A 14740-nucleotide genomic window follows, 5' to 3' on the forward strand; every position below is an offset into this window, starting at 1 on the left:
GACTAACGACTGAATTCGGAGGAAGCGGTGCCTGAGAAGCCTATCCCCGAGCAGGATCCGATAACCGGAAAATCGTACGCGCTGCATTACATGGTGGCGACGGTGATTCTTATTGCCACGCTGTTCTGGGCGCTCTATGACGAGGCCTGGGGACAGCGCCCGTGGAAGGAATTGCAGGACCAGTGGAAGACTCGCTACAGCGCCTTCCTGAACACGGCGAAGTCGAAATCTGCCAAGGCGGAAGATTCGGTCGAGCACGATCCGCAATATGTGGCTTTAAAGCAGGATTACGAAAAGGCCTATCAGGATTCGAAGCCGCAGGGCGATGAAATTCGTAAGAAATTGGACGATGCAAGCGCGCGCTTACTTGCCGTGCAGAGCGTCTTTACCGATCGCCGCGCCTATGTGAATGCGCTGACCTACGAACTGGAAACCAGCACCAGCGCCTCATCGAAGGCCAGCAAACAGAAAGAGATCGACTCCTATAAGGCCGAGCAGGCGACGGTCACATTCCCAGACGGCACCAAAAAGAAGTTCACGTTCCCGCAATTGGAAGAGACTTACAACGAAATCCGCGACGAGCGGACCAAGCTCAGCCTGGAACTCGGCGACGCTCTGAAACCGGTGACCGCCGCCAAGGCGAAGATGGATGAATACATCTCCGATCACCTGGTGGACCTGACACCGCAACAGATTGAAGGCTTGAAAAAGAGGGCGACGGAATGGGATCCAGCGATTGTCCAGATCAATGTTGCCGAAGCGAACATTGTCGACCGCTGTGAGTCCTGCCACATGAACGCGCGGGAACCGATCAAGGTCACCGCCGCCGCCATGATGGCAAAGGGAGAGAAGAAGCCGGACGAATATGCGAATGCGTTTGTAAGCCATCCCGAACCGGAGTTGCTGTCGCTGCACGACCCTGAAAAGTTCGGTTGTTCGCCTTGTCACCAGGGCAATGGCCGTGCCACGACGAGCATTGAGAAGGCCCACGGAAATTATGAGCACTGGTTGTGGCCGCTGTATCCGAAAGAGAATTCGCAGGCGGGCTGCCAGACTTGCCATGCTGCCGATATGGTGCTGGCCAGCGGCGACATGCAGTTCGAGACCATCAATGCGGGAAAAGATCTGTTCCGCCAGCGCGGCTGCATGGGCTGCCATCGCTATGAGGGATATGACAAAGAGCCCGAAGATCTGAACTCGGTTGGGCAGCAGATCAAGCAAATTGAGACGCAAAAAAGAGAGAACGTCAAGAATTCCGCAGACCTGATGAAGCAGGCTGACGCTGCATCATCGAACGACGAAGCGAATGCGCTGAACGGCAAGGCGGTTGACTTGCGAGTGGCGAATAGCAAGCTGGACGCCCGACTCCAGCAGCTCGACTTTCAGTCGCACAGCCTGATGCAGGATGAGAAAAAAGTTGGTCCGAACCTGAAAGACGTCCGACTAAAGTTGAACAAGGCCTGGATTCCGGTGTGGCTGAAGAAGCCGTCGGATTTTCGCCCGACGACCAAGATGCCGAACTTCCGTCTGAACGATCATCAGATTCAGGCGATATCGGCATTCATCTGGCAATCGGGATTCACCGATGCCCTGCCGAAGCACAAGCCCGGAAACGCCGCGCACGGAAAAGAACTTTTCGAGACACGTGGATGCCTCGCCTGCCACTCGATCGGTGAAGGCGATCAGACGATGGGCGGGACGTTTGCCGCCAACCTCTCGCGCGTCGGCGAAAAAGCGAACTACGACTATCTTGTCCGCTGGATTCATAATCCACGCGAGCGTACGCGGCCCTACTCTCCATCCGAGAAGAAAGATATCGGTCCTGAGGATTACGCGAAGAAGGGCCTTCCCTACGTGTTTGACCTCGAGCACAGTAAAGATCCAAACGATGGCCACGAAATGCAAGTGCAGAACATGACAGTGATGCCGAACCTGCGTCTGAGTCCTGAGGACGCGGAAGACATTGCGACGTATCTGCTGACGCAGAAGAAGAAGGAGCCTTCGTCGTACCCGGACGCATCATTCATGGATGATCCGGCGCTAAAGACAGAGGGCCAGAAGTGGGTGCGGCATTACGGCTGTGCCGGGTGCCACGAAATCGCGGGCATGGAAGATGAAGGCCGCATCGGTACCGAGTTGACTTTTGAGGGCAGCAAGCCGATCGAGCGGCTCGACTTCGCCTTGTTCACGGAAGCCGCACAGCGCGGCGGCAAAGACGCCGAGCCGATCAAAGATAAAGAAGACCTCGCGCGATTGCCCGATGGTCCGGCGAAAGAACCCTGGTACGACCACAAAGGATTCTTCGAACACAAGTTGGCCGAGCCGAATGTCTACGATCAAGGCAAGGTGAAGAGCGAGACCGAAGCTCTGCGCATGCCGAACGTTCATCTCACCAAAGATCAGGTGCTCAACCTCACAACATTCCTGCTCGGAAGTCAGGAGACTTCCCTGCCCCAGAGTTATCAGTACAAGCCGGGAGATGCGCGGCACGATATTCAGGAAGGCTGGTGGATCGTCAAGAAATACAACTGCATGGGATGCCATCAGTTTATTCCGGGGCAGCGCACGATTCTAATGGGATTGCCGCAGTATCAGGATGCGCAGGAACAGTTGCCGCCGAAGCTGTTGACGGAAGGCGCGCGCGTCGATCCGGAATGGCTGCGGAAATTCTTGTCGAATCCCGCGCTCAGCACGACCGACACGAATCGCAATGGCGTGCGGCCTTACTTGAAAGTGCGGATGCCAACTTTCTCCTTCTCGGATAACGAGTTGCGAAAGCTGGTCCGATTCTTTCAGGCTTTGTCGCAGCAGCCGCTTCCTTATATTCCCGAGGAAGTGCCGACGCTCACAGCCAAAGAGACGGATATGGCGCGCAGTTTGTTCTCGAGCACCGCTGCGCCATGCTTGAAGTGCCACGCTACCGGCGATCCTTCGCACGATAAGATTGCGACTGCACCGAACTTTCTGCTGGCCAAGGAACGGTTGAAGCCGGATTGGGTGGAGCGCTGGATTACGGATCCGCAGGCGGTGAGTCCGGGTACGTCGATGCCGTCGGGTTTGTTCAAGCAGCAAAATAATCAGTGGGTGTTTTCTGGGCCGACCCCGCCGACGTTCAATGGCTTCGAAGGCGATCATCGGAAACTGCTGACGGATTACATCTTTCAGCTCACGCCGGAAGAACAAAGACGAGTTGCTGCATCGATGCCGCACGCGAAGGCGGCAGTGCGCATGCCTACGAATCGTGAGCAGGCAGTGGAATTGCGGTCTGCGGCGAGCGGTGGTTCGCGATAGAATTCCGCGGTGGGGCGAGCGGCAGATTCCTCGAAGCGCCGTTGCGAAGCTCCGGCTCACTCGGAATGACAACGCGTTTTGAAGATTCGAACTTTAACTTGAAGAGAACATAAAGAGAGGACGACATCATGAATAAGAAAACAGGTTGGAGGAAGCTTTCCGTCGCCGCATTAGCGTTGTGCGCATTGCTCGCGCTCGCAGCGTGCAGTAAAAAAGAAAATACAGAGCAATCCAGCAACGCCCCGACAGAGTCGGCGGCGCCGGCTCAACCGGCTACTCCGATCGATCCGGCTACCGCCGCGACTATCAACGGCACAGTTAAGTTTGACGGAACGGCGCCGAAGCAGTCCAAGATCGACATGAGTCAAGACCCCGGCTGTAAAGGGATGAACGAGGCGGAGAACGTTGTCGTCAGCGGCGGCGATCTGGCCAACGTTTTCGTCTATGTGAAAGATGGGCTGGGCAACCGTACGTTTGATGTGCCCAAGGATCCAGTGGTGCTCGACCAGCAGGGCTGCCACTATCATCCGCACGTTCTGGGCGTGATGGCGGGGCAGACCGTGCAGATCAAGAACGACGATCCGACCACGCATAACATTCATCCCACGCCGAAAGACAATCGCGAGTGGAACGAGTCGCAGCCGCCATCATCTCCGGCGATCGAAAAGAATTTCGCGCGCGAGGAAATCATGCTGCCGGTGAAGTGCAATCAACATCCGTGGATGAAGATGTACATCAACGTGGTGAAGAGCCCATTCTATGCGGTCACCGATAAGTCCGGAAAGTATGAGATTAAGGGTCTGCCGCCGGGAGACTACACCATCGCGTTTGTTCAAGAAAAGCTGGGAGAGCAGGATCAAAAAGTGACGGTTGCGGCCAAAGATACCAAGACCGTTGACCAGAGCTTTAAAGCGGCCGCCGAGTAAGATCGCGGTGGTAAAATATTGGGTTGGACGAAGCGGATCGCTCCTATTGTGCGATCTGCTTCGCCCGCTCAAGCCCGGCGACGGATTTCCGTCTTTATGCGTTCCAGACCCAAGGGGCAACACTCTGAAAGCCATCGCGACATCTTATAATCGCGGGCATCATTGGCTCGCTGTCGTACTTGCCGGCTGGACTTTTCTTCTCATCATTGCAGGGGCGCTCGTCACCAGCAATGACGCGGGATTGTCGGTGCCGGACTGGCCGACCTCGTTCGGCTCCTGGTACAAAATTCCGAGGCTTGTCGGCGGCGTGAAGTTTGAGCATACGCACCGCATGATCGCGCAGGTAGCGGGACTGCTGACGATTATTCTGGCCGTATGGACCTGGCGCGTCGAAAAACGGCGCTGGATGCGCATTCTGGGCTTTGCCGCCCTCGGCACGGTCATCGCACAAGGAATTCTGGGCGGGCTAACCGTATTGTTCTATCTGCCATGGCAGGTGTCGTCGGCGCATGCGGCGCTGGCCCAGACATTTTTCTGCATTGCGGTCGCAATGGCAGTGTTCACGGGACGCAAGTGGGTAGAAGAACAGCCTCATGTGGAGTTCGACCAGCGCCGGCCAAGCCTGTTCACCCTTACGTTACTCTCTATTTTCGTGTTGTACGTACAACTGCTATTAGGGGCAATGTTTCGTCACCACGGATTAAGTTGGTGGCCTCATGTTCTGAACGCTGTAGTTGTCTCATTCGTGGTGGCATGGACCGCGGTGCGCGCGCTTTCCGTGTATTCGCAGATTGAAGCGGTGCGTCGTCCAGCGATTGTGATGCTTTCGCTGGTCATTGCGCAGCTCTGCCTCGGGTTTACGGCATTCCTCACCCGCGTGGCGTGGGGTCGAGATGAGGTGCAGCCGGAACTTCCAATGGTGATCTCGACGGTGGCGCATGTGGCGGTGGGCGCGCTCTTGCTGGCGACTGCGGTAATACTGGCGATCCAGGTTTGGCGTCACGTTCCGGTCGCGTTCGAGGAGCGACTGCCGCGGACGCACCAGGATCCTTCCGCTGCATGACCAATTTGATTCTCCCGCTTGCATGGTGTGCGCCTTGCGAATGCCATATGCCGTCAGCATTTGAGCCTGATAGCGTAAACTGATTGTGGTCTTCGGAGTCTTCGTTTGGTCTCGAAAGTTTCTGCGTTCGCCGATGCCGGTCCGGAAGCGGAGCACGACTCCGCGGCGGCCGTCATTTCCGTGCAAAATCTCGTCCATCGTTACGAGAACCGAACCGCATTGAATGGAGTTTCTTTCGACGTGCATCCCGCGGAATTGTTTGGGCTGCTTGGTCCGAATGGCAGCGGAAAGACCACGCTGTTCCGGATTCTTTCGACGCTAATGGAGCCGACCGCGGGTCGGGCCGAAGTAATGGGACGTGATGCGACGCGGGATGCGGCGAACTTGCGGCGGCAAATTGGCGTTGTCTTTCAGGCCCAAAGCATCGACGCGAAGTTGACCGCCTATGAGAATCTGTGGCATCAGGGACATCTTTATGGTCTGCGCGGATCGCCGCTCAAGGCGAGAGTGAGGGAGATTCTGGAGCGCGTGGGACTTGCGGACCGAGCCAAGGAGCGCGTAGAAACTTTTTCGGGCGGGATGCAGCGGCGCATCGAACTGGCGAAAGGACTATTGCATCATCCGGGAGTGTTGTTGCTGGACGAACCCACGACCGGGCTTGACCCGGGCGCACGCCGCGATCTGTGGCAGTACTTGCAGCTTCTGCGCGATGAAGAGCATGTGTCGGTGCTGGTCACGACGCACCTGATGGAAGAAGCGGAACGCTGCGATCGACTGGCCATTATGAATGGAGGAAATCTGGTGGCGTTGGGCACGCCGGCTGAATTGAAGAGCGAGATTGGCGGTGACGTGATCCTACTGGATGCCGCCCGGGATGCGGCTTTGCTGGCCGAACACATCCAGGCCCGCTTTGGCGTGGAAGCGACTGTGATGGGCAACCAGGTGCGCATTGAGCGTGAGGGCGGACATCGCTTCGTCCCCGACGTGGTCGAGGCGTTTCCGGGAGAGATTCAGGCGATCTCCGTCAGCAAGCCCGCGCTTGAAGATGTGTTCATTCATCGCACTGGGCACAAGTTCTGGAGCGAAGAGCGCGAAGCCGATTCTGCTGAAAAAACGAAGAACGATAAAAAGAAAAAGAGGAGATAGCTTGCGTCCAATGATTCTGGTGCTTTCTCTGGTGCTTGGCCTGGTTCCGTTGGTGGGCGTGGGGTGGATATTTGTGAGTGGCATGATCACGCTCTCGCCTTTTTCGGTGACGATGGATGGACTATTCATGACTCTGATTTTGCTCACGCTATCGGGATGCTTTCTGCTGAATGCATTTTGGGAGATGCGCGACCGGGGCATGATCGGAAAAAAGAAAGCCGCGCCGGTAAAAGCTCCGGCGGCAAAGGCGAGTTAACCAATGGCGATGCAGACAACGACCTTAGCGCGGCCAATGGTGCACGCATCCGCGGGAGTAGTCCTGCCGGCATTCACCCTGTGGTGGCGGGAGATCGTGCGCTTCTACCGGCAGCCGGGGCGCGTGGTCGGTGTTCTGGCGTCGCCGCTGGTGTTCTGGTTAGTGCTCGGGTCGGGCTTCGGCAGTTCGTTTCGATCGAGCCCCGGATCAAGCCAGCAAAACTATTTGGACTACTCTTATCCCGGCACACTGATTCTGATCGTTCTCTTCACTTCCATCTTTACGATGATGTCTGTCATTGAGGATCGCAAGGAAGGCTTTCTGTTATCGGTGCTGGTGGCGCCGGTGCCGCGAACGGCGATCGTTCTAGGCAAGGTGCTGGGCGGGACCACGCTCTCGGCGATTCAGGGAATGATCTTTTTGGTGTTCGCTCCTTTCACGGGTGTGCATCTGGAACTGGTGCAGGTGTTGCTGATCGGCGTCGTTGTCTTTCTGGTTTCGTTCGCTTTGACCGCGCTCGGCTTCGCGATCGCTTGGCCCATGGATTCTTCGCAGGCCTTCCATGGCATCGTGAACCTGTTTCTAATTCCACTATGGCTGCTGTCGGGTGCGCTGTTTTCTATGGACGGCGCATCGACCTGGATTCGCGCCCTGATGAACATTAATCCGCTGACCTATGGGGTCCGAGCCTTGCGCACATTGCTGTATCCCGGCGCGGAAAGCGCTTCCCCGCTTTCGTACTCGATGGCAACTCTGCTCCTGTTCTCGCTAGTCATGTTTGGATTGGCATTCCTGATGGTGAACCGAAGAAGCAGATCTTCGACAATATGAGGCCCGCCGCTTGATCGCTGAACAATACGCCTTCTTCCCGGCCCTCAACGCATCCCTCAATGGAACCAGCGCCGTTCTGCTGCTCACCGGGCGCGTGCTCATCGCGCGCGGGCGCATGGCGGCGCACCGCGTCTGCATGATAGCGGCGGTCACGGCATCGGCGTTGTTTCTGGCGTGCTATTTATTTTTCCATTTCGAGGTCGGCAACATTCGATTCCTGGGCGAAGGCTGGTCGCGGCCGGTGTATTTTACGATTCTGATTTCGCACGTCACGCTGGCTATTGTGATTGTTCCGCTGGCGATTATTACCTTGAGCCGGGGATTGAAGGCGCGTTACGTCCAACATCGCGCCATTGCGCGCTGGACCTGGCCGCTGTGGATGTACGTTTCCGTCACCGGCGTGATCGTGTATTTCATGCTGTACCAGTGGTTTCCGCACAGCTGAACGGCCGTCAGTCGTCAGTCGTCAATCGCTGGTCGCTAGTCGTTGGCCGGTCACTGCCGGCGTTGTTGATCGTCCTCGAGGCGACGACAACTTTCTCTCTATGTCTGTTCTGAGACTTAAGATTGATGTTTCCGGCACGGTGGCCGATGGCGCGTGGCGCGAGATCCGGCAGTTTGATCAGATTCAGAGCGCGGATTTCGGGCCGCAGTTCGGCAGCGGCGGGCGCTGTAACCATCCCCCGGACGCACCGCATGCCAAGGGCGAATGGATTGGCGCTGAAATCCGGCTCCAGACGCCGCTTCTGGCGCAGTACGCCATGTCGCATTATCTGGAGCAGGAGCGGGTGCTCGACGCGGACGTGGAGTAGGTGACATCGTGCAACTCTGATATAGTCCTCTTTCTGTGAACGAAGGCAGCAGCATTCTTAGTACTCCCGCGTCGCTTGTGGATGCGACGCCGCCTCCCAAGGTGTCACCTTTGGCAGTGCTCGGTCAGTTATCCGCTACGATACTCTCCGCAGCTTGTCCTGGCAGCGGTCATTTCTTGTTGGGTGAGTCGTCCAAAGGGATGTTGCTCTCAGGTTTGTTTGCTGCCTTACTTTGTGCTTTCTGGCCTCTGCGCTTGCCGCGCTACTATCCCGGCTTTGTGATCCTGATCGCAGCTTTAGTCGTTCTAGGTCTCTACTCCGCTTGCAGCGCTCAATGGATACCAAATGCCAAGTCGGGGTACCGGGTCTCCGCATGGTGGTTGGCCATTACTTTGCCGGCGGCTCTAGTGATTATCAGTTTTACCGGTACGGGCATCGTGCGCGCGGCGGGCTTCAGAATTTTTGACGTCCCGTCGGTATCAATGGAACCGACGATTCAGCGCGGTGATCGCATTCTTGTCGATGTGCGAGCCTTCCATTCCCATGCTCCGCAATACAGAGATGTGATCGTGAGCTATAGAAAGAGAGAATTCACTGTTAAACGAATTATAGCGATCGGCGGTGACTCAATCGAGGGCAGATCTGGCCAAGTCATGCTAAACGGCAGTCTGATCAACGAATCGTACATTCAACATTCGTTAACACGGAGGAACGTGGATTCGGAAGATGGCATCGACCAGTGGATGCAAACCTTCGGACCGGTTACCGTGCCGACAGAGAAGTATTTCGTGATGGGAGACAACCGCGATGTTAGCCTCGACAGCCGTTCGCCGGAGTATGGATTCGTCGAGAAAGGGTCGATTATGGGAAAGGTACTTTTCGTTTATAAAGCGGCGCATGAGGGGGCAGCCGTCCGATGAGTAAACCCTCGCTATCAGCGTCAGTTCCGGCCAAGCGCTCCATGTCGCGCACGCAGAAGATTTTGTTTTTTACCACTGGCTGGCTGATCGTCCTGATGCCGTTTCTGTTCTGGTGGAACACCTGGTTCGGGCGGCATCTTTCCGACCAGCAGATGACCGAATATCTGCACGACGACAAGAAGCCGCGGCACATCCAGCATGCGCTGGTGCAGTTGGGTGATCGGATGTCGCATGCCGATGCGGCTGCCAAGCAATGGTACCCCGACATGGTGCGGTTGTCTTCCGATCCGGTCGAGGAAGTGCGCAACACCGACGCCTGGGTAATGGGGCAGGACACATCGGGCGCGGGCTTTCACGACGCGCTGCTCAAGATGCTCACGGATTCTTCGCCGCTGGTGCGGGGCAACGCGGCGTTGTCGCTGGTGCGCTTCGGCGATGCCAGCGGGCGCCCGCAGATCGTGGCGCTGCTACAACCGGCTCAGATCAACGCTCCCGCCGATGGCCGCATTGTGGACGCGGACCGTCCCAGCACGCCCGTCCATCAGGGCGGATTGCTGGCGAAGCTCGCGACGACCGGGGCTGCGGCGCCTCTCGAAATCCGATCGCCGATTCCGGGGCGAATCCGCTCCGTTGCACAACCTGGCGCGAACTTGACCGCCGGCTCCGAAGTGGCGGTTGTCGATCCCGGCACCGAGCAAGTCTGGGAGGCGTTGCGGGCGCTTTATCTGGTGGGGCAACCGGATGATCTCCGAGCGATTCGTCCTTACGAGCGCGACTTGCCCGATATTTCCAATGACGTGCGTCAACAGGCGCAGGAGACCGAGAAAGCAATCCGCGCCCGCGCCGAACGTTAGAAAATTATGGCGCAAACATTAGGCTACATCGCTCTCGTTGTCCGCGAATATGACGAGGCCATCGCGTTCTTCACCAAATTGCTGGGATTCGACCTAGTTGAGGATTCCGTATCGCACGACCGGCTGGGACACAAGAAACGCTGGGTACTGGTTGCGCCGCCCGGATCGCGCGGGACCAGGATTTTGCTGGCCCGTGCATCTACCCCTGACGAAGTAAGCCGCATCGGTAATCAGACCGGTGGGCGAGTATTCCTCTTCCTGCACACCGATGATTTCTGGCGCGACTATCGTGCGATGGTGGCGCACGGCGTCAAGTTTAACGAGTCGCCGCGCGAGGAAGAGTATGGCACGGTGGCGGTGTTCGAAGATCTTTACGGGAACAAGTGGGACTTGCTGCAGTTAAAGGACGGGCGGCGTTAGTGCGCTTCGGACGTCAACCACGGCACAGTACGGAGTGGAAACTCCCTGCTCAGCTTTTGGTGCTGCAAACGGACACGAGATTCCTTCGACAAGCTGAGGGCAGCTCTTCGACTCCCCTGCGGAATTCGCGTCGTGAATTCCGCAGCTCCGCTCGGACGACTGTGTGTGTTGGCGTAGCTAAGAGCTAGAAGCTAGAAGCTGGCTTTCAAATCGCCATTGGCCCTACTTCTTTTTCTACCTCCACTGTATCGACCATTACGATGGCGTCCCAGGGGCAGCCGTCGAGGAAGCAGCCGTCGGGGCCTTTGCTCAAGCACTTCTTGCAGCCGATGCAGAGGATGGGATCGATGGCGATGCGGCCGAACGGCGGATTATCTTCGTCGGGCACCCAGAACATGCAGTCCTCGACCGGGCAATATTCCACGCAGGCAGGCGAGCCGGCGCATCCCGTGCAGCACTCGGTGATGACCGCCAGTTCTTTGGGCTTCTTCTTGCGCGGGGTGGCGAGGCCTTTGGATCGGGGTTCGAACTTCTGGTCGTCGGGAACCATTCCAACGGCCTTGGTGGCGCCGGGTGCTGGAGGCATGGGCGGAATTATAGCGCAAAAGGCTGTCAGTTCTAGCTTTCAGTTGTCAGGTTTTGAGCCAAAGGCCCTGACCCAAAATGGCACTCTCAAGTATGGCGGCGACACTCCCCGTCCTCTCCACCAGCCTCGTTCTGTTATAGTTGACCCCTGCAAAGGAGCACCGACAATGGCAGGCAGAAGCGTCAATAAAGTTATCCTTCTCGGAAACTTGGGCAAGGATCCCGAGGTCAAGTACACTCCCAGCGGCACGCCAGTAGCCAAGTTCAGTCTTGCCACCAACGACCGATTCAAAGACAAAGACGGTAACTGGCAGGACCGCACCGAGTGGCACAACGTCACCGCGTGGGCGAGAACGGCGGAGATCGCCGGCGAGTATCTAAAGAAAGGCAGCAAGGTCTACATTGAAGGCAGCCTGCGCACCCACTCGTGGGACGACAAGACCTCCGGCCAAAAGAAGTACATGACGGAAGTAAACGTAAGCGATCTGGTGATGCTGAGTGGAAAGGGCGAAAGCGCAGGCGGCGATTTCGCGGGAAGCTCGCGCGGAGCGTCATCTTCCACGGGCGGCGGCGGCAACAACTTCGATCAGCGCACGCCAGAGCCCGAACACGCCAGCGCGGGGCCGATCACCGACGAAGATATCCCGTTCTAGTGGGAACGCTTGCGGCGAAGGGTTGCAAAGGGCTCAAGACGACCCGGTACCGGCAGCATCGTATACCACTCTTGCAAACAACTCAAGAACGGGGTAACCGAGTGTTTAAGACTACACGCGCTATCCAATCGGGGGCGCGCTCGACGAGGCGAATGCCTAATCTCCGTCGCCGGTATCCATCGTGACCAACTCCAAGCTCTGGAGCAGCGGGCTGGTGTCCGCAACGAACTCGATATGGCCGCAGCGTGGGCAAGACAGAATTGCGTGGCTGGCATTGCCTGGGGCCAGACTGGCGCGCATCAGTTGATAGCGTTGCAGTTGCTGTTCACAACGCAGGCAGCAAACTGTTTTTTGGTAGGGATCGGTAGAGGCTCTGCCGGGAGTCTCGATGGCTGGTTTCATACCTTCCTCTAAAAAAACGTAAATCTGGAGCCGTTGACCACTCAGAAGGCACTCCAGTTTGAGTGGAACGAGTCTACCACGGTGCGCTCGTCCATGACGGGTTCGCAGGTGGCCTGAATGCCTGCCGGCGTTCGCCGGCAATGTCTCGAATTCAGCGCATGGGTGGCTGACGCGCTGGGTCCGTTGAGCCTGAGATCCCTCGTCCCGCCTGGAATATGGCTTCGGTCAGGACCGCCATCGGTCTAGAAAATTAAATTACCTTCTGTCGTCGGAACAATTCCCTAGAAGAGGCGACCGATAGAGAAGTTGATGCGACTCTGGCCCGTGGGGCTGACGCTGCCGGCCACCGCAATGGGGCCGACGATGGTGTCGGCGATCACTCCAAGATTGAATGTGCCACGCACGACGATCGGGCCAGGATTGAGCAAAGGCGTGCCGAAAGCAGTGCCAGCTTCATACCATCCTCCCCAATAGATTTTTCTTCCGGCCAGAACGGGTAAAGTATAGAGCTCACGACGGAATCCCAACGACAAATAGCCGTAGTGGTTGCCGAGAAATTCCTGAGGAAGATACGCGCCCAAACGAAACGGGCCGCCGAGAACAAACACTTGAAATGGTCCGGCAGAGCCATTGAAGGTTGTGCCGCCAGAGATGTCGAAAAATAGCGACGTCTTTGGCCCAACCGGGACAAAGACGGAGGTCTGCGCATCGAGCTGGCCGATGGGATGCGCGAGTCCGGGGCTTTGTAGAACCCGTGAGAGCGTGACGACCGTCCGAGTTCCACTCGCAGGGACCGAGGGACTATCTTGCCCATCCCATACATAGCGTGCGCGAAATTCACCGGTGCTGCCGTGAACGATGGGCAGGCCGGCGGCGCCGATCAGAGGGCTCAATTTGCCGCTGAAGATTTCATAGCCGATGCGGAATTCGCTGCGGCGGCCGGAGTCGTATCCGATGTCGAAGCCGCCGCCGGCACGCTCATCCCCGAAGACAGCTACACGAGTGAGTCCGTTGAAAGAATTTCGCGCGAACTTGGAGGCAAAAGCGTATGGCGAAACAAAGAATCGCGACTGGCCCAGCGGCTGATAGAACTCGGTGGCTCCAAGATTGCTGGAGCCGAAAAGCAAATCGTTGCGCCACTCGCCGCCGTGGTGTTCCACATTCATCAAAGTAATGCGCGCGCCCGCGGAAAAATCGAATGCGGCTACTCCGGAACCATCGACGTTCACTGCGAGGTCAACGAACGGCGGACCATAGGACTTATCGTGAGTGGTGACGCGCAGAGCGGGAACTCCATTCTGCGTGAAGCCTTCATAGCCGAGACGATCGAACTGGCCTTCTCCGGCAATGTGGGTCAGTTGCCGATCGACCTTGGAAAGGTCGAGAGGACCCTCCAGGGCTTTGGTGAGCCGCTTCTGAACTCGGCGGTTTGTGTCGGAATCGGCGCCGGTAACTTCGACAATTGCGATCTTATCGGGCGCTCGACGTTTCCGCGCCGCCCGAGCGGCGAGAAATTCTTTCCATTCTTCGGGATCTTGAATGGCAAAAGGCTGCAGGGCGGCAGACTGACTAGCCGCGGCCTTGTAACCGAGCGCGACCAACTGCTGGACTCGCGAATAATCGGTCACCGCGAAACCGCTCATGTCAATGCTGACCTTAGCCTGCGCCAGAGCGAGAGAACGCCGCTCGTTCTGCGTGATCACGACGTCGACTGCGCGAGAAAGGACTCCAGTAAGAGTTTCGAGGTCTTTCGGTTTGCCAGGAGGCAGACGCAATTCGACCGCAATCACGGCGTCTGCATTCATTTCAAGCACAGTCTCAACGGGAATATTCTGCACCAGGCCGCCGTCTGCCAAAATCCTGCCATTGATCTCTACCGGAGTGAACACGCCTGGAATTGCCATTGAGGCACGCACCGCCTGGGCAAGCGATCCATCGCGCAGCACGACGCCTTCTCCGCTTAGCATATCGGTCGCGACACAGCGGAACGGAATCGGCAGGTCGTCAAAGCTCGCGGCGCCGGATTCCGGGAAGGCAATGCGATCGAGCAACAGTCCCACACCCTGGCCGGAATTGAAACCATTCGGCCCATTCAAACCGTGCTTCAGGCCAAGCGGAGCATTGATCAGGAAGTCGCGACGATCCTGCTTGCGCCGAAAGGAGAGCTGAGTGTAAACCGTCTCGGGAAGCAAGGCCCGGTCCCAGTCAATTTTCTCCGCGAAGGTCTGGATCTCGGCTGGCGACATGCCGGTGGCGTACATCGCGGCGATGATGCTGCCCATGCTGGTGCCGGCGACCCGGTCGACCGGGACGTGGTTATCTTCGAGCCACTGAACCACGCCGATTTCGGCCAGACCCAGCGCACCGCCGCCGCTGAGAGCCAAGCCAATCCGCGGACGATGCTCCCGGACAGGAGCAACCTGCGCGATGGTCGGTACGTCCTGGGTTTGTGAAAGTGACGAAGGAACCAGGGTGCATAAAAAGACGCTGCAAGAAAACAAAACTACAACCGAGCCAACGGTGGGACGATCCGTTGCTTTCATCGTATGCTCCTCTGGTGCTAAGACAAAGCAAAACGGCT

15 protein-coding genes are annotated in these 14740 nt (G+C 57.4%); 12 read left to right on the plus strand and 3 right to left on the minus strand.

The window, feature by feature from the left end:
* Positions 1-27: 27 nt before the first annotated feature.
* From VGM18_06885 to VGM18_06935, 11 genes are all read left to right on the plus strand, one after another.
* The gene (locus VGM18_06885) at positions 28-3291 is read left to right on the plus strand and encodes a cytochrome c (GenBank protein HEY3972710.1); all 3264 of its coding nucleotides are present in this window, start codon (positions 28-30) and stop codon (positions 3289-3291) included.
* A gap of 128 nt (positions 3292-3419) precedes the next feature.
* Positions 3420-4217: a carboxypeptidase regulatory-like domain-containing protein gene (locus VGM18_06890; GenBank protein ID HEY3972711.1), complete on the plus strand. Its 798-nt coding sequence runs from the start codon at positions 3420-3422 to the stop codon at positions 4215-4217.
* Positions 4186-5280: a COX15/CtaA family protein gene (locus tag VGM18_06895; GenBank protein ID HEY3972712.1), complete on the plus strand. Its 1095-nt coding sequence runs from the start codon at positions 4186-4188 to the stop codon at positions 5278-5280. Before VGM18_06890 ends, VGM18_06895 begins: the two co-directional genes overlap by 32 nt.
* Before the next feature lie 105 nt (positions 5281-5385).
* Positions 5386-6426: an ABC transporter ATP-binding protein gene (locus VGM18_06900; protein HEY3972713.1), complete on the plus strand. Its 1041-nt coding sequence runs from the start codon at positions 5386-5388 to the stop codon at positions 6424-6426.
* A 1-nt stretch (position 6427) separates the two neighbouring features.
* Entirely contained in the window at positions 6428-6682 is a 255-nt protein-coding gene (locus tag VGM18_06905; GenBank protein ID HEY3972714.1) for a hypothetical protein, read from the plus strand.
* A gap of 3 nt (positions 6683-6685) precedes the next feature.
* Entirely contained in the window at positions 6686-7513 is an 828-nt protein-coding gene (locus VGM18_06910; protein ID HEY3972715.1) for an ABC transporter permease, read from the plus strand.
* Positions 7514-7523: 10 nt separating this feature from the next.
* Positions 7524-7958, plus strand: coding sequence for a DUF420 domain-containing protein (locus tag VGM18_06915; GenBank protein HEY3972716.1), 435 nt, complete (start codon positions 7524-7526; stop codon positions 7956-7958).
* A gap of 100 nt (positions 7959-8058) precedes the next feature.
* A complete protein-coding gene (locus VGM18_06920; protein ID HEY3972717.1) occupies positions 8059-8325 on the plus strand; it encodes a hypothetical protein in 267 nt (88 codons plus the stop codon).
* 35 nt (positions 8326-8360) lie between these two features.
* Entirely contained in the window at positions 8361-9245 is an 885-nt protein-coding gene (gene lepB, locus VGM18_06925; GenBank protein HEY3972718.1) for a signal peptidase I, read from the plus strand.
* Positions 9242-10099 carry a HEAT repeat domain-containing protein gene (locus tag VGM18_06930; protein ID HEY3972719.1) on the plus strand — a complete coding sequence of 286 codons (858 nt, stop codon included), beginning with the start codon at positions 9242-9244 and terminating at the stop codon, positions 10097-10099. The genes lepB and VGM18_06930 overlap by 4 nt, the downstream gene beginning before the upstream one ends.
* A gap of 6 nt (positions 10100-10105) precedes the next feature.
* Entirely contained in the window at positions 10106-10519 is a 414-nt protein-coding gene (locus tag VGM18_06935) for a VOC family protein (protein HEY3972720.1), read from the plus strand.
* A gap of 205 nt (positions 10520-10724) precedes the next feature.
* On the opposite strand, the gene VGM18_06940 is transcribed toward VGM18_06935, so the two are convergent.
* Positions 10725-11105 (minus strand): hypothetical protein, encoded by a 381-nt coding sequence (locus VGM18_06940; protein ID HEY3972721.1) that lies wholly within the window; start codon positions 11103-11105, stop codon positions 10725-10727.
* Positions 11106-11271: 166 nt separating this feature from the next.
* Between VGM18_06940 and VGM18_06945 the strand changes: the two genes are divergently transcribed.
* Positions 11272-11757, plus strand: a complete 486-nt coding sequence (locus VGM18_06945) for a single-stranded DNA-binding protein (protein ID HEY3972722.1) — start codon at positions 11272-11274, stop codon at positions 11755-11757.
* A gap of 156 nt (positions 11758-11913) precedes the next feature.
* On the opposite strand, the gene VGM18_06950 is transcribed toward VGM18_06945, so the two are convergent.
* Positions 11914-12159, minus strand: a complete 246-nt coding sequence (locus VGM18_06950; GenBank protein HEY3972723.1) for a hypothetical protein — start codon at positions 12157-12159, stop codon at positions 11914-11916.
* A gap of 281 nt (positions 12160-12440) precedes the next feature.
* Positions 12441-14702 (minus strand): patatin-like phospholipase family protein, encoded by a 2262-nt coding sequence (locus VGM18_06955; GenBank protein HEY3972724.1) that lies wholly within the window; start codon positions 14700-14702, stop codon positions 12441-12443.
* Positions 14703-14740 lie beyond the last annotated feature (38 nt).

The organism is Candidatus Sulfotelmatobacter sp. (assembly GCA_036500765.1).
Classification (GTDB): domain Bacteria; phylum Acidobacteriota; class Terriglobia; order Terriglobales; family Acidobacteriaceae; genus Sulfotelmatobacter.